General features: G+C 64.2%; 20 protein-coding genes. 16 read left to right on the top strand and 4 right to left on the bottom strand.

The window, feature by feature from the left end; all coding sequences use genetic code 11:
* Nucleotides 1-176: 176 nt before the first annotated feature.
* Nucleotides 177-548: a tRNA-binding protein gene (locus GA0061098_RS06220; protein ID WP_091954796.1), complete on the bottom strand. Its 372-nt coding sequence runs from the start codon at nucleotides 546-548 to the stop codon at nucleotides 177-179.
* Between the two features lie 105 nt (nucleotides 549-653).
* On the opposite strand from GA0061098_RS06220, the gene GA0061098_RS06225 reads away from it, so the two are divergent.
* The gene (locus GA0061098_RS06225; protein ID WP_091954798.1) at nucleotides 654-1,013 is read left to right on the top strand and encodes an ArsC family reductase; all 360 of its coding nucleotides are present in this window, start codon (nucleotides 654-656) and stop codon (nucleotides 1,011-1,013) included.
* A gap of 3 nt (nucleotides 1,014-1,016) precedes the next feature.
* Here GA0061098_RS06225 and GA0061098_RS06230 read toward each other — a convergent pair whose 3' ends face one another.
* The gene (locus tag GA0061098_RS06230) at nucleotides 1,017-1,664 is read right to left on the bottom strand and encodes a hypothetical protein (protein ID WP_165637181.1); all 648 of its coding nucleotides are present in this window, start codon (nucleotides 1,662-1,664) and stop codon (nucleotides 1,017-1,019) included.
* Between the two features lie 355 nt (nucleotides 1,665-2,019).
* Between GA0061098_RS06230 and GA0061098_RS06235 the strand changes: the two genes are divergently transcribed.
* From GA0061098_RS06235 to GA0061098_RS06265, 7 genes are all read left to right on the top strand, one after another.
* Nucleotides 2,020-2,775, top strand: coding sequence for an ABC transporter ATP-binding protein (locus GA0061098_RS06235; protein ID WP_018317619.1), 756 nt, complete (start codon nucleotides 2,020-2,022; stop codon nucleotides 2,773-2,775).
* Nucleotides 2,768-3,514, top strand: coding sequence for an ABC transporter ATP-binding protein (locus tag GA0061098_RS06240; RefSeq protein WP_091954804.1), 747 nt, complete (start codon nucleotides 2,768-2,770; stop codon nucleotides 3,512-3,514). Before GA0061098_RS06235 ends, GA0061098_RS06240 begins: the two co-directional genes overlap by 8 nt.
* Nucleotides 3,515-3,553: 39 nt before the next feature.
* Entirely contained in the window at nucleotides 3,554-4,771 is a 1,218-nt protein-coding gene (locus GA0061098_RS06245) for an ABC transporter substrate-binding protein (protein ID WP_091954807.1), read from the top strand.
* Nucleotides 4,772-4,838: 67 nt separating this feature from the next.
* The gene (locus GA0061098_RS06250) at nucleotides 4,839-5,702 is read left to right on the top strand and encodes a branched-chain amino acid ABC transporter permease (RefSeq protein WP_018317616.1); all 864 of its coding nucleotides are present in this window, start codon (nucleotides 4,839-4,841) and stop codon (nucleotides 5,700-5,702) included.
* A gap of 1 nt (nucleotide 5,703) precedes the next feature.
* Entirely contained in the window at nucleotides 5,704-6,672 is a 969-nt protein-coding gene (locus GA0061098_RS06255) for a branched-chain amino acid ABC transporter permease (protein WP_091954810.1), read from the top strand.
* Nucleotides 6,673-6,828: 156 nt separating this feature from the next.
* The gene (locus GA0061098_RS06260) at nucleotides 6,829-7,473 is read left to right on the top strand and encodes a DUF47 domain-containing protein (RefSeq protein ID WP_091954813.1); all 645 of its coding nucleotides are present in this window, start codon (nucleotides 6,829-6,831) and stop codon (nucleotides 7,471-7,473) included.
* A gap of 11 nt (nucleotides 7,474-7,484) precedes the next feature.
* Complete coding sequence (locus GA0061098_RS06265) at nucleotides 7,485-8,492, top strand: inorganic phosphate transporter (protein WP_091954817.1); 1,008 nt, start codon at nucleotides 7,485-7,487, stop codon at nucleotides 8,490-8,492.
* On the opposite strand, the gene sugE is transcribed toward GA0061098_RS06265, so the two are convergent.
* Nucleotides 8,485-8,799: a quaternary ammonium compound efflux SMR transporter SugE gene (gene sugE / locus GA0061098_RS06270; protein ID WP_091954820.1), complete on the bottom strand. Its 315-nt coding sequence runs from the start codon at nucleotides 8,797-8,799 to the stop codon at nucleotides 8,485-8,487. The two genes, GA0061098_RS06265 and sugE, sit on opposite strands and share 8 nt — an antisense overlap.
* A gap of 175 nt (nucleotides 8,800-8,974) precedes the next feature.
* Here sugE and GA0061098_RS06275 point away from each other — a divergent pair, with 175 nt between their 5' ends.
* From GA0061098_RS06275 to GA0061098_RS06310, 8 genes are all read left to right on the top strand, one after another.
* Nucleotides 8,975-10,597, top strand: coding sequence for a peptide chain release factor 3 (locus GA0061098_RS06275; protein ID WP_091954823.1), 1,623 nt, complete (start codon nucleotides 8,975-8,977; stop codon nucleotides 10,595-10,597).
* 231 nt (nucleotides 10,598-10,828) lie between these two features.
* A complete protein-coding gene (locus GA0061098_RS06280) occupies nucleotides 10,829-11,407 on the top strand; it encodes a hypothetical protein (RefSeq protein WP_091954826.1) in 579 nt (192 codons plus the stop codon).
* A gap of 193 nt (nucleotides 11,408-11,600) precedes the next feature.
* Nucleotides 11,601-12,185, top strand: coding sequence for an NnrU family protein (locus tag GA0061098_RS06285; protein WP_091954829.1), 585 nt, complete (start codon nucleotides 11,601-11,603; stop codon nucleotides 12,183-12,185).
* Nucleotides 12,186-12,257: 72 nt separating this feature from the next.
* A complete protein-coding gene (locus GA0061098_RS06290; protein ID WP_091954833.1) occupies nucleotides 12,258-13,850 on the top strand; it encodes a class I adenylate-forming enzyme family protein in 1,593 nt (530 codons plus the stop codon).
* Nucleotides 13,851-14,017: 167 nt separating this feature from the next.
* Nucleotides 14,018-14,671 (top strand): tetratricopeptide repeat protein, encoded by a 654-nt coding sequence (locus tag GA0061098_RS06295; RefSeq protein ID WP_091954836.1) that lies wholly within the window; start codon nucleotides 14,018-14,020, stop codon nucleotides 14,669-14,671.
* Nucleotides 14,672-14,731: 60 nt separating this feature from the next.
* Nucleotides 14,732-15,280: a hypothetical protein gene (locus GA0061098_RS06300; protein WP_091954840.1), complete on the top strand. Its 549-nt coding sequence runs from the start codon at nucleotides 14,732-14,734 to the stop codon at nucleotides 15,278-15,280.
* Between the two features lie 49 nt (nucleotides 15,281-15,329).
* Nucleotides 15,330-16,712, top strand: a complete 1,383-nt coding sequence (der, locus tag GA0061098_RS06305; RefSeq protein WP_091954843.1) for a ribosome biogenesis GTPase Der — start codon at nucleotides 15,330-15,332, stop codon at nucleotides 16,710-16,712.
* The gene (locus tag GA0061098_RS06310) at nucleotides 16,709-17,965 is read left to right on the top strand and encodes a TCR/Tet family MFS transporter (protein WP_091954846.1); all 1,257 of its coding nucleotides are present in this window, start codon (nucleotides 16,709-16,711) and stop codon (nucleotides 17,963-17,965) included. The genes der and GA0061098_RS06310 overlap by 4 nt, the downstream gene beginning before the upstream one ends.
* Nucleotides 17,966-18,173: 208 nt before the next feature.
* Here the strand turns inward: GA0061098_RS06310 and GA0061098_RS06315 are convergent, their stop codons facing one another.
* Nucleotides 18,174-19,400 (bottom strand): ABC transporter substrate-binding protein, encoded by a 1,227-nt coding sequence (locus GA0061098_RS06315; RefSeq protein ID WP_091954849.1) that lies wholly within the window; start codon nucleotides 19,398-19,400, stop codon nucleotides 18,174-18,176.
* Nucleotides 19,401-19,508: the final 108 nt, after the last annotated feature.

Below are 19,508 nucleotides of genomic sequence, written 5' to 3' on the forward strand. Positions count from 1 at the left end.
GTTGATCCCAATCGGGTAAAGTATAAGTGGATCGTAATAAAAAAACGATCAATCAGTCATTTTTAACGCAGAAGAGGATTTTGGTCAAGTCTGGCTGGTCTGGGGGCCTGGCAGGAGAAGGATGATGTCGTTGCGAATGCGTCGACAGAGGCGACGCTGCACTCGATCGCGCGCGACTAGAACAGTCGTCCGCCGTTCGGCACTGGCCTGCTCGGCTGCACCAGCACGACCTTGCCGTCGGCATCGGGGAAGCCGAGCGTCAGCACCTCCGAGATGACGGGTCCGATCTGGCGCGGCGGGAAATTGACGACGGCCGCGACCTGTTGTCCCACCAAAGTCTCGAGCGGATGGTTTTCGGTAATCTGGGCCGAGCTCTTGCGCACGCCGATCACCGGGCCGAAGTCGATCCACAGCCGAAAGGCCGGCTTGCGCGCCTCCGGAAACGGTTTTGCGTCGACGACGGTGCCGACGCGGATATCGACCGCGAGGAAGCTGTTGAAGTCGATGGTCGGCGTGGCAGCAGCTGCGGGATCGTGGGTGACGTGCATGGGATGTCCGTTCGGCGAGTTTGGCCTCGTTCGCAATATTGTCGCGCGAAGCGGAGTTTCGTACAACGCTGCGAACATCACGATACGCCATGCGCGAGGAACATCTTGCCCAACACCATCTACGGCATCAAGAACTGCGACACCATGAAGAAGGCGCGCGCCTGGCTCGACTCTCATGGCGTCGCGTATGAATTCCATGACTACAAGGCGGCGGGCGTCGAGAAGGACAAGCTCAAGCAGTGGAGCGACAAGGTCGGATGGGAGACGCTGCTCAATCGCGCCGGCACGACCTTCAAGAAGCTGCCCGATGCCGACAAGGAAGGCGTCACCGAGAACAAGGCGCTGGCGCTGATGCTAGCGCAACCATCGATGATCAAGCGGCCGGTGCTGGAAATCGGCGGCAAGCTGTTGGTCGGCTTCAAGCCGGACATCTATGCCAAGGAAGTCGGGGCCAAGACGCGTTAGAGACTAGTTTAGCTCGATGATCTCGTTGGTGACACCGGGAGCCGGCTGGTCCGCGAATTCGACCACGTCGGCCGTCGCGATGCGGCCAGGCGCGCGATGGAAGAGATCGCGATCGATCACGGCGCGCAGTTTCGGGCGCGGCAGCGCGTCATTTCCGCGCATCAGATTCTTGATCTCGAAGCCGCCGTCCTCGCAGAAGGTCTTGACCGAGGCGATGACGTGGCAGACTTGGCCGCCGGTCTGGAAAGGCAGCAGCAGCCGTTCATACGCGACGATGCGCCCGTAGATGTCGTCGACGTCAGCAACGCTGTAGACGGGCAGCCCGCGGGCCACGCATTCATAGTAAACTGGCATCACGAAGGGGGCGAGCCGTGGCCCGAGATAATCGTCGAGCAGAACGCCTTTGCCGGTATGTCCATAGGCACGGGAGATGCGAGTGCCTTCGCTCTGGATGGTGAGGCGCGGCGCCGGCGTCGAAGTGTCCACCGTATAATAGATGAGATCGGACAGCTCTTCCTCCAGCCGCGCAGGCTGATATTCCCAGACCGCCGGCGCGATCTGCTGGCTCGCATAAAGTCGCAGCCACGTGTTCAGGAGATCACGCTGCCTGATCGACTTGACGACGGAAGGAGCGGCGCTTGCGAAATCCAAAACGATAATCCTGGAACGTCAAAACCCGCACATGATGCCGCCTGCGGGAAAATTTTCTATGAAGGCTGGCGCGCCGGACGAAAGACCGTTAACGACGGCTTGATGACCGGTGCCTTGCGAACCGGGAGGCCGGGCAGGCACGACATCAAAACATCTCCGACTAAGGGAGCATTTGTATCCCAGCCGGAGACCTGATCTGCTCAGCTTTCCGCCTTGCCTAACCCCCGTCACCTCCGGCATATTCCGCGCCCGGAGGCGGCGTTCCGGATGGGCTCCAAGGATAGGCTCCAAGGCCCCCGGAAAGCCGAAGCAACAAGGATAGCCACGCGGCTCGCGCGGGCAGGGGGAAATCTGTTTGGCCGATGAGTTTATTCTCGAAACGGAAGGCTTGACCAAGGAGTTCGCGGGCTTCTTCGCCGTCCGCGACGTTGCGCTCAAGGTTCGCCGTGGGAGCATTCATGCGTTGATCGGCCCGAACGGAGCCGGCAAGACGACCTGCTTCAATCTTCTGACCAAGTTCCTGAAACCGTCCGCCGGAAAAATCCTCTACAAGGGGCAGGACATCACCGCGATGGCGCCGGCCGACGTGGCCCGCATGGGGCTGGTTCGGTCGTTCCAGATTTCGGCGGTGTTTCCGCATCTCACGGCGCTGGAAAACGTCCGTGTCGCGCTTCAGCGCCAGCACGGCTCTTCGTTCGATTTCTGGCGCTCCAAGTCGGTGCTCAACCGCTTCAACGATCGCGCGCGCGAATTGTTGAACGATGTCGGGCTGAACGAGTTTGCCAACACGCCCGCGGTCGAGATGCCCTATGGACGCAAGCGTGCACTGGAGATCGCAACCACGCTCGCGCTCGACCCGGAGATGATGCTGCTGGACGAGCCGATGGCGGGCATGGGCCACGAGGACATCGACAAGATCGCGGCGCTGATCAAGCGCATCTCGGCGAAATACACCATCCTGATGGTGGAGCATAACCTAAGCGTCGTGGCCAACCTGTCCGACATCATCACCGTGCTGACGCGCGGCCAGGTGCTCGCGCAGGGCCATTACTCGGAGCTCACCAAGGACGAGCGCGTCAAGGAAGCCTATCTGGGAGCCGGTCATGCCTGACACTGCGATCGCCGAGGCTCCGGCCAAGGTTGCGACCGGCGGAAACATCCTTCAAATCCGCAACCTGGAAGCCTGGTACGGCGAGTCTCACATCCTGCACGGGATCAACTTCGACGTGAACGCGGGCGAGGTCGTCACCCTGCTCGGGCGTAACGGCGCCGGCAAGACGACCACGCTGAAGTCGATCATGGGCATCATCGGCAAGCGTACCGGCTCGGTGAAGTTCAACAACCAGGAGATCATCCGCGCGACCTCCGACAAGATCGCGCGCATGGGCATCGCATTCTGCCCGGAAGAGCGGGGCATATTCTCCAGTCTCGACGTGCGCGAGAATTTGATGCTGCCGCCGGTGGTCCGCGAAGGCGGGCTGCCGCTCGATCAGATCTTCGATCTGTTCCCGAACCTGAAGGAGCGGCTCAACAGCCAGGGCACCAAGCTGTCCGGTGGCGAGCAGCAGATGCTCGCGATCGCGCGCATCCTGCGCACCGGTGCGAGCTTCCTGATGCTGGACGAGCCGACCGAGGGCTTGGCGCCGGTCATCATCCAGCAGATCGGCCACACCATTGCGCGGCTCAAGAAGGAGGGATTCACGATCCTCCTGGTCGAGCAGAATTTCCGCTTCGCATCCACCGTCGCCGACCGCTACTACGTGGTCGAGCACGGCAAGATCATTGACGGATTTGCCAATGCGGATCTTGCCGCCAACATGGACAAGCTCCACACCTATTTGGGCGTCTGACGCCCCAAGGCGTTCAATAGTGGATTTCCCGGAGGGAATATGAAACAGCGTTTTTCTGCACTTCTTCTCGGCGTGGCTTTGGGATTCGTCGCAAGCGGCGCCTCGGCACAGGACAAGACGGTCAAGATCGGCGTGCTGACCGATAATTCCGGTCTCTATTCCGACCTCGGTGGGGCGGGCTCCACGCTGGCCGCGCAGATGGCGGTCGAGGATTCCGGGCTTGCCGCCAAGGGTTGGAAGATCGACGTGATCTCCGCCGATCATCAGAACAAGCCCGATATCGCCACCACCATCGCGCGCCAATGGGCCGACGTCGAGAAGGTCGACATCTTCATGGATGTGCTGAACTCCGGCGTCGCGCTCGCGGTCAACAATGTCGTCAAGGAGAAGAATTCGATCCTGATCGACACGGGTGCGGCGACCTCGGATCTGACGAACGCTCAATGTTCGCCGAACACCATCCATTGGGTCTATGACACCTTCATGCTGGCCAACAGCACCGGTCAGGCGCTGGTGAAGGCGGGCGGCGATTCCTGGTTCTTCCTGACGGCCGACTACGCGTTCGGTGCGGCGCTGGAGCGCGACACCACGGCGGTGGTGCAAAAGGCGGGCGGCAAGGTGCTCGGCAGCGTCAAGCACCCGCTCAACTCCTCGGACTTCTCCTCGTTCCTTTTGCAGGCGCAGGCATCGAAGGCGAAGATCGTCGGTCTTGCGAATGCCGGCGGCGACACCACCAATTCGATCAAGCAGGCGGCCGAGTTCGGCATCGTTGCCGGCGGGCAGAAGCTTGCCGGGCTGCTGTTGTTCATCACCGACGTTCACTCGCTCGGCCTGAACGTGGCGCAAGGGCTCAATTTCACCGAGACCTTCTATTGGGATCTCAACGACGGAACGCGCGCCTTCTCCAAGCGCTTTTCGGAGCGTATGAAGAACAAGGCGATGCCTTCGATGGTGCAGGCTGGTGTCTATTCGGGACTGATCCATTACTTCAAGGCATTGGAGGCGATGGGCGGCAATCCGCATGATGGCGCCAAGGCGGTCGAGAAGATGAAGTCGATGCCGACCGACGATCCGCTGTTCGGTCAGGGCAGTATCCGGGTCGACGGCCGCAAGATTCACCCGGCCTACCTGTTCGAGGTCAAGAAGCCCTCGGAATCGAAGGGGCCGTGGGACTACTACAAGCTGGTGGGCACCGTCCCTGCGGACCAGGCGTTCCGGCCGCTCTCCGAGAGCGCCTGTCCGCTGGTGAAGAAGTAACTCTCTTGCCCGCCGGGGCGGTCGTGCCGCCGGCGGGCTTTCATTTTGTTGGCGGAAACTAATCCCGATGCAGGCTCTCTACGCTCAGCTACTGGTGGGACTGATCAACGGCTCGTTCTACGCGCTGCTCAGTCTCGGGCTTGCCGTGATTTTCGGCATGCTCAACATCATCAATTTCGCCCATGGTGCGCTCTACATGATGGGCGCCTTCGTTGCCTATTTCCTGCTGAGCCTCGGCGGCATCAACTACTGGTGGGCGCTGCTGATCGCACCCGTGATCGTCGGCATCTTCGGCATGATCCTGGAAAGGACCATGCTGCAATGGCTGACCGGGCTCGACCATCTCTACGGCCTGCTCCTGACCTTCGGCATCGCGCTGATCGTGCAGGGCGTGTTCCAGAACTATTTCGGCTCCTCCGGCCTGCCTTACGCCATTCCGGACCAGCTCAAGGGCGGCATGAATCTGGGCTTCATGTTCTTGCCGATCTATCGCGGCTGGGTGGTCGTGTTCTCGCTGGTCGTGTGTCTGGCGACCTGGTTCCTGATTGAGAAGACCCAGCTCGGCGCTTACCTGCGCGCCGCCACCGAGAACCCGACGCTGGTGCGCGCCTTCGGCATCAACGTGCCGCGCATGATCACGCTGACCTATGGTCTCGGCGTCGGCCTTGCCGCGCTCGCGGGCGTGCTCTCGGCGCCGATCAACCAGGTGCGGCCGCTGATGGGCGCCGACCTCATCATCGTCGTGTTCGCGGTGGTCGTGATCGGCGGCATGGGTTCGATCATGGGCTCCATCATCACCGGCTTCGCGCTCGGTGTGATCGAGGGTCTGACCAAGTATTTCTATCCCGAGGCCTCCAACACCGTCGTGTTCGTGCTGATGGTGCTGGTGCTCTTGGTGAAGCCAACGGGATTGACGGGAAGGGCGGCCTGATATGACAACCCTGACGGACGACACGCTGCCGGTGACCCCTCGCGCGATGCGCGACGAGATGATCGCTTTCGTGCTGATGGCGCTGCTGCTGGCGTCGGTGCCATTCACGGGCGTCTACCCGTTCTTCGTGATGCAGGCGCTGTGCTTTGCGCTGCTCGCCTGCGCCTTCAATCTGCTGATCGGCTATGGCGGCCTGTTGTCGTTCGGCCACGCCATGTTCCTGGGGACCGCCGGCTATTGCTGCGCGCACGCGCTGAAAGTATGGGCGTTGCCGCCCGAACTCGGCATCCTCGTCGGCATCGCCGCGGCTTTCGTGCTCTCGCTGATCACCGGCTACATCTCGATCCGCCGCCAGGGCATCTATTTCTCGATGATCACGCTGGCGCTGTCGCAGCTGCTGTACTTCATCTACCTCCAGGCCCCGTTCACCCACGGTGAGGACGGCATCCAGGGCATCCCGCAGGGACGCATGTTCGGCGTCTTCGATCTGTCCAAGCCGACGGTGCTCTATTACGTCGTGCTGGTCGGGTTTCTCGCCGGCTTCCTGTTGATCTACCGCATCATCAACTCGCCGTTCGGCGAGGTGCTGAAGTCGATCCGGGAGAACGAGCAGCGCGCGATTTCGCTGGGCTACCGCACCGACCAGTACAAATTCCTGGCCTTCGTGCTGTCGGGAACGCTGGCCGGTTTTGCCGGTGCGCTGAAGGTGTTCGTGGCGCAGAACGCCTCGCTCACCGACGTGCATTGGTCGATGTCGGGCGAGGTCGTGCTGATGACGCTGGTTGGCGGCCTCGGAACCATCTTCGGCCCCGTGGTCGGTGCCTTCGCGATCATCGCCATGCAGCAATATCTCGCCGGCTTCGGCCAGTGGGTGACCGTGATCCAGGGCTCGATCTTCGTGGTCTGCGTGCTCACCTTCCGCCGCGGCGTCATCGGCGAAATCGCGCATTACTTCCGGCGATCGCTCTAAGTAGCTGATTCAAAAACGGTTTACCGGCCGTCTGAAAGCGGTGGATGATCCGGCTCCGCGGGCGTGAGATGACACGCGCGCGGATCGAAAATGGTCTATGACAGTTTCATGACGGCCCGACAGGGCCGGGCCATTTCCAACCGGTAGCCTACCCCCATGATGCGATGGTTTCGTGCTTTCCTGCCCAAGGAAGAACGGTTCTTTGACCTGTTCGACCGGCATGCCCAGACGGTGATCCAGGGCTCCATCGCGCTCCAGGGCATGCTGAACGGGGGCGAGGAGACGCCGGTCTATTGCCAGCGCGTCAACCAGTTCGAGAATGATGCCGACAACATCACCCGAGAGGTGCTGACGGCGGTGCGCCGCACCTTCATTACCCCGTTCGACCGCGGCGACATCAAGAACCTGATCACGTCGATGGATGACGCCATCGACCAGATGCAGCAGACGGCCAAGGCGGTGATGCTGTTCGAGGTCCGCACCTTCGAGCCGTCCATGCGCGAGATCGGCGGGCTTCTGATCGAATGCGCCAATCTGGTCGGCCGCGCGCTGCCGCTCATGCAGTCGATCGGCCCGAACGTCGCCATGCTGACCGCGATCACGGAGGAGCTCGGCAAGCTCGAGGGCCGCGTCGACGATCTCCACGACATCGGTCTGAAGGAGCTGTTCCTCAAGCATCGCGACGGCAATGCGATGGACTTCATCGTCGGCGTCGAGATCTACGACCACCTCGAGAAGGTGGCGGATCGCTTCGACGACGTCGCGAACGAGATCAACAGCATCGTCATCGAGCAAGTTTAGGGCAGGCCGCTGTGGATGCCGCGTTGGGTCTTCCCGTCCTGGTCGGCTTGATCGCCGTCGCGCTGCTGTTCGATTTCCTGAACGGCCTGCACGATGCCGCCAATTCGATCGCGACCATCGTCTCGACCCGCGTGCTGCGGCCGCAATTCGCGGTGTTCTGGGCCGCGTTCTTCAATTTCGTCGCCTTCATGGTGTTCGGCCTGCACGTCGCCCAGACCATCGGCACCGGCATCATCGATCCCTCGATCGTCGACGCCCAGGTGATCTTCGCGGCCCTGGTCGGCGCCATCGTCTGGAACCTCGTGACCTGGGCGCTCGGCATCCCGTCCTCGTCCTCGCATGCGCTGATCGGCGGGCTCGTCGGCGGCGGCATGGCCAAGGCCGGAATCTCGGCTGCGGTGTGGAGCGGATTGACCAAGACGGTGCTGGCGATCGTGCTGTCGCCGCTGATCGGCTTCCTGCTGGCGATGATGCTGGTGGCGATCGTGTCCTGGGCCTCGGTGCGCTCGACGCCGTTCGCGGTCGACCGCGCCTTCCGTATCCTGCAATTCGCCTCCGCCTCGCTCTATTCGCTCGGCCATGGCGGCAACGACGCGCAGAAGACCATGGGCATCATCGCGGTGCTGCTCTATTCGCAGGGCCATCTGGGCAGCGACTTCTCGGTGCCGTTCTGGGTGGTGCTGTCCTGCCAGGCGGCGATGGCGCTGGGCACCCTGATGGGCGGCTGGCGCATCGTCCGCACCATGGGCCTGCGCATCACCAAATTGACCCCGATGCAGGGCTTTTGCGCCGAGACCGGCGGGGCCGTGACTTTGTTCATGGCGACCTATCTCGGGGTTCCCGTCTCCACCACGCACACCATCACCGGCGCCATCGTCGGCGTCGGCGCCGCCCGCCGCGTCTCGGCGGTGCGCTGGAACGTTGCAAGCTCGATCGTCTATGCCTGGGTCATCACGATCCCGGCCTCGGCCATCGTGGCGGCGCTGACCTGGTGGGCGGTCAAGATCTTCGTCAAGTAACCAGCTTCAGCCCGATGATGCCGGCGACGATGAGCCCGATGCTGGCAAGGCGGAGGGCCGTGGCCGGCTCGCCGAACAGGATGATGCCCAGCGTTGCGGTGCCGACCGCGCCGATGCCGGTCCAGACCGCATAGGCGGTTCCAACGGGTAGGGATTTGAGGGCGAATCCGAGCAGGACGACACTGCCGGCCATGGCCGCGAGCGTGACGACGGACGGAACAAGCCTGCTAAAGCCCTCGGTGTATTTCAGGCCGATCGCCCAGGTGATCTCGAGAAGGCCCGCGACGAACAGGATGCTCCAGGCCATGACGACCCTCCATTCAAGGCAGGGGCGTCCCCGCGGCTGATGTGCTGATGGGCCGGGGAGGTCGTCCTCCCCCCAAGGCCAGTATGGCCAAGGCCGATATGGGGCTGGCCGGAAGGCTCCGCAATCACCAAATGAGGCTTGATCAGGCCCGTTTTCCCTGCCACACGCTCCCGCCATGTCCGACATCGCCACCACCACAGCCGAATCGCCGGCCCGTTCCCCGCTTGCCGCTGAAGTGGCGCGGCGGCGCACGTTTGCGATCATCTCCCATCCCGACGCCGGCAAAACCACGCTGACCGAAAAGCTGCTGCTGTTCGGCGGCGCCATCAACCTCGCCGGCCAGGTCAAGGCCAAGGGCGAGCGGCGCAACACGCGATCGGACTGGATGAAGATCGAGCGCGAGCGCGGCATCTCGGTCGTGACCTCGGTGATGACCTTCGAGTTCGAAGGGCTCGTGTTCAACCTGCTGGACACGCCGGGCCACGAGGACTTTTCGGAGGACACCTATCGCACGCTCACGGCGGTCGATTCCGCCGTGATGGTGATCGACGCCGCCAAGGGCATCGAGGCGCGCACCCGAAAGCTGTTCGAGGTGTGCCGTCTTCGGGATATCCCGATCATCACCTTCATCAACAAGATGGACCGCGAGAGCCGCGACGTGTTCGAGCTGCTCGACGAGATCGAGAAGACGCTGGCGCTCGACACCACGCCGATGACCTGGCCGGTCGGACGCGGCCGCGACTTCCTCGGCACCTACGACGTCGCCAATGGCGGCGTGCGCCTGCTCGAAGGCGGCGGCGCCAAGACCGGCGCAGCGCAGCAGATCGAGATCGCCGAGCTCGCCAAGCTGAATGCCAATCTCGACGTCTCCGCCGTGAAGGACGAACTCGAGCTCGTCACCGAAGCGTCAAAACCGTTCGAGCTCGACGCGTTCCGCGAGGGCCATTTGACGCCGGTCTATTTCGGCAGCGCGCTGCGCAATTTCGGCGTCGGCGACCTCTTGGAAGGTCTCGGCAAGTTCGCGCCCGAGCCGCGCGCGCAGGACAGCGACCAGCGCAGGGTCGAGGCCACCGATCCGCGCATGAGCGCCTTCGTGTTCAAGATCCAGGCCAACATGGATCCGAACCACCGCGACCGCATCGCCTTTGCGCGCCTCTGCTCGGGCAAGCTCAGCCGCGGCATGAAGGCCAAGCTGGTTCGCACCGGCAAGAGCATGCCGCTGTCGAGCCCGCAATTCTTCTTCGCGCAGGACCGCTCGGTCGCGGACGAAGCCTTCGCCGGCGACGTCGTCGGCATTCCCAATCACGGCACGCTGCGCATCGGCGACACGCTGACCGACGGCGAGGATTTCAACTTCGTCGGCGTGCCGAGCTTCGCGCCGGAAATCGTTCGCCGCGTCCGTCTCACCGATGCGATGAAGGCGAAGAAGCTGAAGGAAGCGCTTCAGCAGATGTCGGAAGAGGGCGTGGTGCAGGTGTTCCGGCCGCGCGACGGTGCGCCGGCGCTGGTCGGTGTCGTCGGCGCGCTTCAGCTCGACGTGCTGAAGGCGCGGCTGGAGGCGGAGTATTCGCTGCCGGTCGAGTTCGAGGTCAGCGAATTCCAGCTCGCGCGCTGGGTCTCCTCGGAGGACCGCAAGAAGCTCGACACGTTCATCGCCGCCAATACCTCCAGCATCGCCGACGACGTCGACGGCGATCCCGTGTATCTGGCGCGGAACGAGTTCTATCTCGGCTACACAAAAGAACGCGCCGAGGGCATCGAATTCACCAACGTCAAGGACGTCAAGAAGAAGGGGTAGGGTGGGCGCTCCGCCAGCTTTGTAGGCGCCCTCCGCTGTCATTCCCCGCGAAGGCGGGGAATCCAGTACGCCGCAGCCTCTGGATTCCATAACCGCCGTCACGGAGTACTGGGTCGCCCGATCGAGCCGGGCGACGACAGTGTGCCCTGAACGCGAGCACGTGAACGGCGATAGGCTTGACGTTGTTCGAGCCAATGCCACCTTCAACTCGTGGCCTTGCGAGTGCACTCCATGTGGCGCGGCATCCTTGTTTTTCTCCTGCTAATGATCTCGACCGTTGCCGCCGACGCGCAGCGCCGCCAGATCAATCCGATCCCGTTCGCGCACGAGCCCTGCAGCGTGCTCGACGGCCAGCCCTGCACGCCGTCCTATTGCAGCCCGCTCGAGCCCGGTCCCTGCATTCCCGAGATCGACTATCCTTACGGCCAGAACCTCCAGCTCACGATCGAGACTGTGCCGTCCGAGGCCGACCGCGCCAAATATCAAAAGCCCGATCACGATCTCGACACGATCGGCGACCTCTTCGCCGAGCTGCGCAGCTGCTGGTCGCCGCCATCGGACAATCCGCGAGCAGGCATGCAGATGTCGGTGCGCTTCAGCTTCAACAGGGCCGGCGGCCTGATCGGCCCGCCGCGCTTGACCTTCGCAACCCCTGGCGTTCCCGCCGATACCCGGACGACCTATCTGGATGCGATCAATTCATCGCTGAAGGCTTGCCTGCCGCTGAAATTCACCGGCGGACTCGGCGGCGCGCTGGCCGGGCGGCCGATCGCGATCCGCTATGTCGACAATCGCGAGCTGGGAAAATAGCTCTATCCCCTCATCCTGAGGAGCGCGTTCACGCGCGTCTCGAAGGATGAAAGGCCCCCGCTATTGCCGCAGCCGGGCCTGCATGGTTCGAGACGCGCGCAAGGGCGCGCTCCTCACCATGAGGGGTGAGAGTTGCGACCTGCGGCCAATCGATGATACGCCATTGGCGGGGCTGCTTTGCGGGGAGGATGTCGTGGGTCTGCTGGTCATGATCCTGGGGCTTGCGCTGTTTTTTGCGACCCATGTGTTCACCACCAAACGTGAGGCGCGCGCGCAGGCGATCGCGACGCTGGGCGAGGGGACCTACAAGATCCTCTATGCCGTGGTCTCGCTCGCAGGCCTCGCGTTGATCATCTGGGGCTTTGCCCATTACCGCAGCTCCGGCTGGATCGACATCTGGTATCCGCCGAAGGCGATGAAGCACATCACGCTCGCGCTGATGCTGCCCGCGGTCATCCTGGTGGTCGCCTCTTACCTGCGCGGCCGCATCTACGCGACGCTGAAGCACCCGATGCTGGCCGGTATCAAGCTGTGGGCGGCGGCGCATCTTTTGGCCAATGGCGATCTCGGCTCCATCATCCTGTTCGGCTCGTTCCTGGGCTGGGCGGTGTATGACCGCATTTCGCTTAAGCATCGCACCGACGCCGGCGGCCCGCCGATCCCGGTGGGCGGCGTCAGCAACGATCTGATTGCGGTCGTCGTCGGCGTCGTCGCCTATGTCGCGCTGGCCTTCGCGTTCCATCCGGTCGTGATCGGTGTTCCCGTGATCGGGGTCTAGCCGGTCAGCACAAGACGAAACCCGATGTCCATGCGCGGAAGCCAATAAGAGCAACAAGCCGAGGGCCCTTCGATGGATTGGTCGCAATCTCAGATCCCGCCGATGCGGTTCGAGGCGCGCTTCGGCGACCGCGTGGTGCCGGCATTTTCGGATCGGCCGGCGAGCGTGTGGGAGATGATCGCGCAAGCCCGCGCCCGCAATGCCGATGGCGAGGCGCTGATCGCAGGCAATGTCCGGCTGAGCTGGCGGCAGGCCGTGGAGCAGGCCGCGCGGATCGCCACGGGCTTCCGCAAGCTCGGCCTGCAGCGCGGCGACCGCGTCGCGATCCTGCTCGGCAACCGCATCGAATTTCCGCTGCTGCTGTTTGCCGCCGCGCATGAGGGGCTGGTCACCGTGCTGCTCAGCACGCGCCAGCAGAAGCCGGAGATCGCTTATGTCCTCGCCGATTGCGGCGCCAAGATCCTGATCCACGAAGCAGGGCTTGCAGAGCGGCTGCCCGATGCGCAGGTGGTGCCCGATGTGATCCACCGCATCGCCGTTGACGACGATCCGGCTCGCTCCCGCTTCGCCGCGCTCGCCGAGAACCCGCCGGCGCCTGCGCCGATCGAGGTGAGCGAAGAGGATACCGCGATGATCCTCTACACCTCGGGCACGACAGGCAAGCCGAAGGGCGCGATGCTGGCCCATTGCAACATCGTCCATTCCTCGATGGTGTTCGTGTCCTGCCTGCAACTGACGGAAGCGGACCGCTCGATCGCGGCGGTGCCGCTCGGCCATGTCACGGGCGTCGTCGCCAACATCACGACGATGATCCGCAGCAGTGGCGCGCTGATCATCATGCCCGAGTTCAAGGCGGCCGATTACCTCAAGCTCGCCGCGCGCGAGCGCGTCACCTACACGGTGATGGTGCCGGCGATGTACAATCTCTGCCTGCTGCAGCCTGATTTCGACAGCTACGACCTGTCGAGCTGGCGCATCGGCGGCTTTGGCGGGGCGCCGATGCCGGTCGCGACCATCGAGAAGCTCAAGGCGACAATTCCCGGCCTGAAGCTGATGAACTGCTACGGCGCAACCGAGACGACGTCGCCCTCGACGATCATGCCGGGCGAGCTGACCGAGAGCCATATCGACAGCGTCGGCCTGCCGTGTCCGGGCGCGCGCATCGTTGCGATGGACCCGGACGGGCGCGAGCTGCCCCATGGCGAGATCGGCGAGCTCTGGATTCAGAGCGCCTCCGTCATCAAGGGCTATTGGAATAACCCCAAAGCCACCGCCGAAAGCTTCACCAGCGGATTCTGGCACTCCGGCGATCTCGGCTCGGTCGATGCGGAAGGCTTCGTCCGCGTGTTCGACCGGCAGAAGGACATGATCAATCGCGGCGGCCTGAAGATCTATTCGGCCGAGGTCGAATCCGTGCTGGCCGGCCATCCCGCGGTGATCGAGAGCGCGATCATCGCCAAGGCCTGCCCGGTGCTGGGCGAGCGCGTCCACGCCGTGGTGGTGACGCGTGCGCCGGTCGCCGGCGAGGCCTTGCGCGTCTGGTGCGCCGAGCGCTTGTCCGACTACAAGGTTCCCGAGACCATGGCGATCACACCAGACCCGCTGCCGCGCAACGCCAACGGCAAGGTGCTGAAGCGGCAGCTCAGGGAGCTCCTGGGCGCTTGAGCCGGGCAGGCGCAATCCGGGCTGTCCCGGGTGGTTAACGCCTTGATTGGGCTCGCTTTGCCTTGCCACCGCCATATCGTTAGGGTACCTCGCCGCCACGTGGGGGACGGGATTCCTGACGCGAACGCTTCGGCGCGCGTACCCGGACGGGCATGGGATTAGCATAAGTGTCTGAATTATTTAACGAAGTCGACGAGGAAGTACGTCGCGAACAGCTTAAGAAGCTGTGGGATAGATATTCGATCTACTTCATCGCCCTGATGGTGCTGGTCGTTGCCGGCGTCGGTGGCTGGCGCGGTTATCAATATCTGGAGTCCAAGAAGGCCGCCGAGGCCGGCGCCGCCTTCGAGAAGGCCGCCGAGCTGTCCGACCAGGACAAGCATGCCGAGGCCGAGGCCGCCTTCACCGAGCTCGCCGCCAAGGCGCCCTCGGGTTATCGCACCCTGGCGCGGCTGCGCGCCGCAGCCGAGGCGGCGCCCCGCGACGCCAAGGCTGCAGCCAAGATGTATGACGACATCGCTGCCGACCGCAGCGTCGGTGGTGAATGGCAGGATCTAGCCAAGATCCGCGCCGCCGGTCTGCTGCTCGACAGCGCCAGCTATGCCGACATGCAGCAGCGGCTGGAGTCTTCCGCCGCGCCCAAATCGACCTTCCGCCACACCGCCCGCGAGATGCTGGCGCTGTCGGCTTGGCGCAACAACGACATGACCGCGGCCCGCAAATGGCTCGACGCGATCGGCGAAGACGGCGAAACGCCGCCCGGCCTGCGCTCGCGCGCCGAGGCGCTCCAGGCCCTGCTGCCGCCCGTCGCCAAGAGCTGAGCAAAAAAGAGCTGAGCAAGAAGAGCTGACGACGGCTCCCTGACCTAGACGAGACACGATATGCGCCGCACGCCACGCTTGATCGCAGCCGCCGTCCTGATCGCCTTCACGGGCGTCCTGGGCGGCTGCTCCAGCTTCGATCCAAGCGACATGCTCGACTTCCTCGACACCAAGAAGAAGCTGCCGGGCGACCGCAAGCCGGTCTTCCCGGAGGGCGTGCCGGGCCTTGAGCAGGGCGTCCCGAAGGATATGTACAAGGGCGCTCAGCAGCAGCCCGATCCGAACGCGCCTGCCGTCGCGGCTCTGCCCGCCGAGCCGCCGCCCGAGGCCAAGCCGGCGAAGGGTGCCAAGGCGAAGCACACCAGGCAGCCGGCCGCCGCAGCCGCAGCGCCGACTGAAGCGCCCGCTGGCGAAGTCGACGGCGAGGCCCAGCCGGAGGCGGCGCCGGCCACAGCCGCTCCGCCGCCCAAGCACAAGATCGTCCGCAAGCGCACCACTGCGCCGCCGCCGGATCAGCCGGTCCAGCAGGCGCAACCAACCCAGACCACGCAGCAGCAGACGCAGGGCGGCTTCCCGGCGCCGCTGCCGAGCGGCAGCTTTTCGCGCTAATTTTTTCCTTTGATTGACAGGCGCAGCCCCGGCAGCGCACGAATGACCGATGTCCTTCACGATCGCCATCATCGGCCGGCCCAATGTCGGCAAATCGACGCTGTTCAACCGCCTGGTCGGACAGAAGCTCGCGCTCGTCGACGACCTGCCGGGCGTCACCCGCGACCGCCGAGAGGGTGAGGCGAGACTCGGCGATCTCGAATTCACCATCATCGACACTGCCGGCCTCGACGAGGGCGCCAAGGGTTCGCTGACCGCGCGCATGCAGGAGCAGACCGAGACCGCGATCGCGCAGGCCGACGCGCTGTTCTTCGTCATCGATGCCCGCGTCGGCCTCACGCCCACCGACCGCGCCTTCGCCGATTTCGCCCGCAAGGCCAACAAGCCCGTGCTGCTGGTCGCCAACAAGAGCGAGGGCAAGCACGGCGATGCCGGCGCGATGGAATCCTTTGCGCTCGGCCTCGGCGATCCCATCCAGATCTCGGCCGAGCATGGCGAGGGCATGGGCGAGCTCTACGATGAGCTCGCCAAGCTGATGCCGGAGCCCGTCGACGACGACGAGACCGAGGACGACGAGCCGCTCACCGAGGAAGAGGCCGCGACGCGCCCGATCCGGGTCGCCATCGTCGGCCGGCCCAATGCCGGCAAGTCGACGCTGATCAACCATCTGCTCGGCGAGGAACGCCTGCTGACGAGCCCGGAGGCCGGTACCACGCGCGATTCCATCGCGGTCGAGATCAACTGGAAGGGCCGCGAGTTTCGCGTGTTCGACACAGCAGGTCTCCGCCGGCGCTCCCGCATCGAGGAGAAGCTGGAAAAGCTCTCGGTCGCCGACGCCCTGCGCGCGGTCCGTTTTGCCGAAGTCGTCGTGATGATGATGGATTCGCAGAACCGCTTCGAGGAGCAGGATTTGCGCATCGCCGATCTGATCGAGCGCGAGGGCCGCGCGGTGGTGCTCGCCGTCAACAAATGGGACCTGATGGAGAGCAAGGGGGGCGGTGCGATCTCGGGTCTGCGTCGCGATGCCGACCATTTGCTGCCGCAGATCAAGGGCGTGCCGATCGTCGCGGTCTCGGGCCTGATGGGCGAGGGCATCGATCGGCTGATGCAGGCGATCCAGGACGCCTACGCGCTTTGGAACCGGCGCGTGTCAACTTCGGCATTGAACCGCTGGTTCGAGCAGGCGGTTCAGGCCAATCCGCCGCCGGCCGTGTCCGGCCGCCGGCTCAAGCTCAATTACATTACGCAGACCAAGGCGCGCCCGCCGAGCTTCGTGCTGTTCTGCTCGCGCGCTGATGCGGTGCCGCAGTCTTATTTGCGCTACCTCATCAATTCCATGCGCGAGACTTTCGAACTGCCGGGCACGCCGGTGCGCATCACCTTGCGCGAGAAGGCCAATCCCTTCGCGCACAAGCGCAAGCGGCCGTCGTGAGTGACGGCGCCGGCGAGGTGGCGGCGCAAGGCGCCGTGCCCGCGAGGCGCGGCGCGGTCGCCTTCATCTTCGTCACCATCCTGTTGGACATGCTCGCGCTCGGCGTCATCATGCCGATCCTGCCGAAGCTGATCGAGAGCTTCGTCGATAACGACACCGCGCACGCCGCCCGCATCTTCGGCCTGTTCGGCACGGCCTGGGCGCTGATGCAGTTCGTGTTCTCGCCGTTGCTCGGCGCGCTATCGGATCGTTTCGGGCGGCGGCCGGTGGTGCTGCTGTCGAATTTCGGGCTCGCGGCCGACTACGTGCTGATGGCGCTGGCGCCGTCCCTGGTGTGGTTGTTCGTCGGCCGCGTGATTTCGGGGATCACCTCGGCCAGTATCTCGACGGCCTTCGCCTATATCGCCGACATCACGCCGCCGGAGCGGCGCGCGGCGGTCTTCGGCCGGATTGGCGCGGCCTTCGGCGCCGGCTTCATCCTGGGGCCGGCGCTCGGCGGCCTGCTCGGCGATATCGATCCGCGCCTGCCGTTCTGGGCGTCGGCGGCCCTCAGCTTCGCCAATGCGCTTTACGGTCTGTTCGTCCTGCCGGAATCGCTCGCGCCCGACAGGCGCGCGCCGTTCCGCTGGCGGAGCGCCAGTCCGGTCGGTGCGCTCCGCCTGTTGCGCTCCAATGCAGTGCTCGCTGCGTTGTCCGTCGTCAATTTCATCGCGCAGGTCGCGCATGTCGTGTTGCCCTCGACCTTCGTGCTCTATGCGACCTATCGCTACGGCTGGGATTCCAAGACCGTGGGATTGACGCTGGCGATGGTCGGCATCTGCGCCATGGTGGTGCAGGGGCTTGCGATCGGCCCGATCGTGCGCGTGCTCGGCGAGCGGAACGCGCTGTTGCTGGGCCTGTGTTGTGGCGCGCTCGGCTTCGTGGTCCTGGGCGCTGCGCCGACCGGGCCGCTGTCCTGGCTCGGGATTCCCATTCTGGCGCTGTGGGGCATCTCGGGTGCCGCCTCGCAAGCGTTGATGACGCGGCTGGTCTCAGCCGATCAGCAGGGCCAGCTCCAGGGCGCGACCGCGAGCGTGCAGAGCGTGTCGCAGCTCGTCGGTCCGTTCCTGTTCACGCTGACCTTTTCCTATTTCATCAGCGCCGGCGCGCCGCTGCATCTGCCCGGCGCACCGTTCCTGCTCGCGGCCGCGCTGATGGTGGTCTGCGTAGCGATCGCGGTGCGGACGCTGGGTGGGGTGAAGACGGTCTCGTAGCAACCAAGACGGTCTCGTAGGGTGGGCAAAGGCGCGCAGCGCCGTGCCCACCATCTGTTCATGACAGCAAGAAGTCGTGGGCACGCTTCCGCCTTCGCTCTTCGAGCTACGTCGGACAAGTCGCTTTGCCCACCCTTCGGCAGTGGAGAATGCCGCGCGAGATCCCGGGTTCGATGCTTCGCATCGCCCCGGGATGACCGCTACGCGCTTACTTTTTCACCAGCGGACAATCGCTGTCCTTGAGCGGCTTGGCTGCGTCTTCTGCCGCGATCGTGGCGATCTGCTTGTAATAGTCCCACGGCCCCTTCGACTCCTCGGGCTTCTTCACCTCGAACAGGTAGGCCGGGATGAGGCGGCGGCCGTCCTGGCGCAGCGGGCCGTTGCCGAACAGCGGATCGTCGGTCGGCAGCTCCTTCATCTTGGCGACGACCTTGGCGCCGTCATGCGGATTGCCGCCGAGCGCGTCCATCGCCTTCAGATAGTGCAGCACCATCGCGTAATTGCCCGCCTGCGTCATCGACGGCATCGCGTTCTTGCTGGCGAGGGCCGAGAAGCGCTTGGACCATTCGCGGGTCTTGTCGTTCAGGTCCCAGTAGAACGATTCGGTGAAGGTCAGGCCCTGGGCGGTCTTCAGGCCCAGCGAATGCACGTCGTTGATGAACAACAGCAGGGCCGCGAGCTTCTGGCCGGCGGAGACGATGCCGAATTCGGCCGCCTGCTTGATCGAGTTCGTGGTGTCGCCGCCGGCATTGGCAAGGCCCACCACCTTGGACTTGGAGGATTGCGCCTGCAACAGGAAGGATGAGAAGTCCGCGGTATTGATCGGATGCTTGACGCTGCCGAGCACCTTGCCGCCGTTCGCGGTCACGACCGCCGTGGTGTCGCGTTCGAGCGCGTGGCCGAAGGCATAATCCGCAGTCAGGAAGAACCAGCTGTCGCCGCCGGCCTTGGTCAGCGCCTTGCCGGTGCCGTTGGCCAGCATGTAGGTGTCATAGGTGTAGGAGATCGTGTTCGGCGTGCAGGCCTTGCCGGTGAGGTCGGCGGAGGCGGCGCCGGAATTCAGCAGCACCGCATTCTTTTCCTTGACGAGGTTGCTGACCGCCAGCGCGACACCGGAGTTCGGCGTATCGGCGATCGCGTCGACCTTCTCGTTGTCGATCCACTGCCGGGCGATGTTGACGCCGACGTCGGGCTTGTTCTGGTGATCGCCGCTGATGACGTCGATCTTCCAGCCCTTCTTGAGCAGGCCGGAATCCTCGACCGCCATCTTGATCGCAACCACGGAGTTGGGGCCGCCGATGTCGGCATAGAGGCTCGACATGTCGTTGAGCACGCCGATCTTGACGGTCTTGTCCTGCGCGTAGGCGGATGTTGAAAAACCGAAGGCGGCACAGGCCAGAAGGGCCGCGGAGCGGCGCGCGAACGTCGTCGTCATAAAAGGTTTCCTCCATTGTCAAATATGCGGACGGCTCTCTTGCGGAGCCTTGTTCCAGCCGATTGGCTCTAGCCTGTCCCAGGGCCGGCGGCAATGCGCCTAAAGCCG

It is taken from the genome of Bradyrhizobium shewense (genome assembly GCF_900094605.1).
Taxonomy (GTDB): Bacteria; Pseudomonadota; Alphaproteobacteria; order Rhizobiales; family Xanthobacteraceae; genus Bradyrhizobium; species Bradyrhizobium shewense.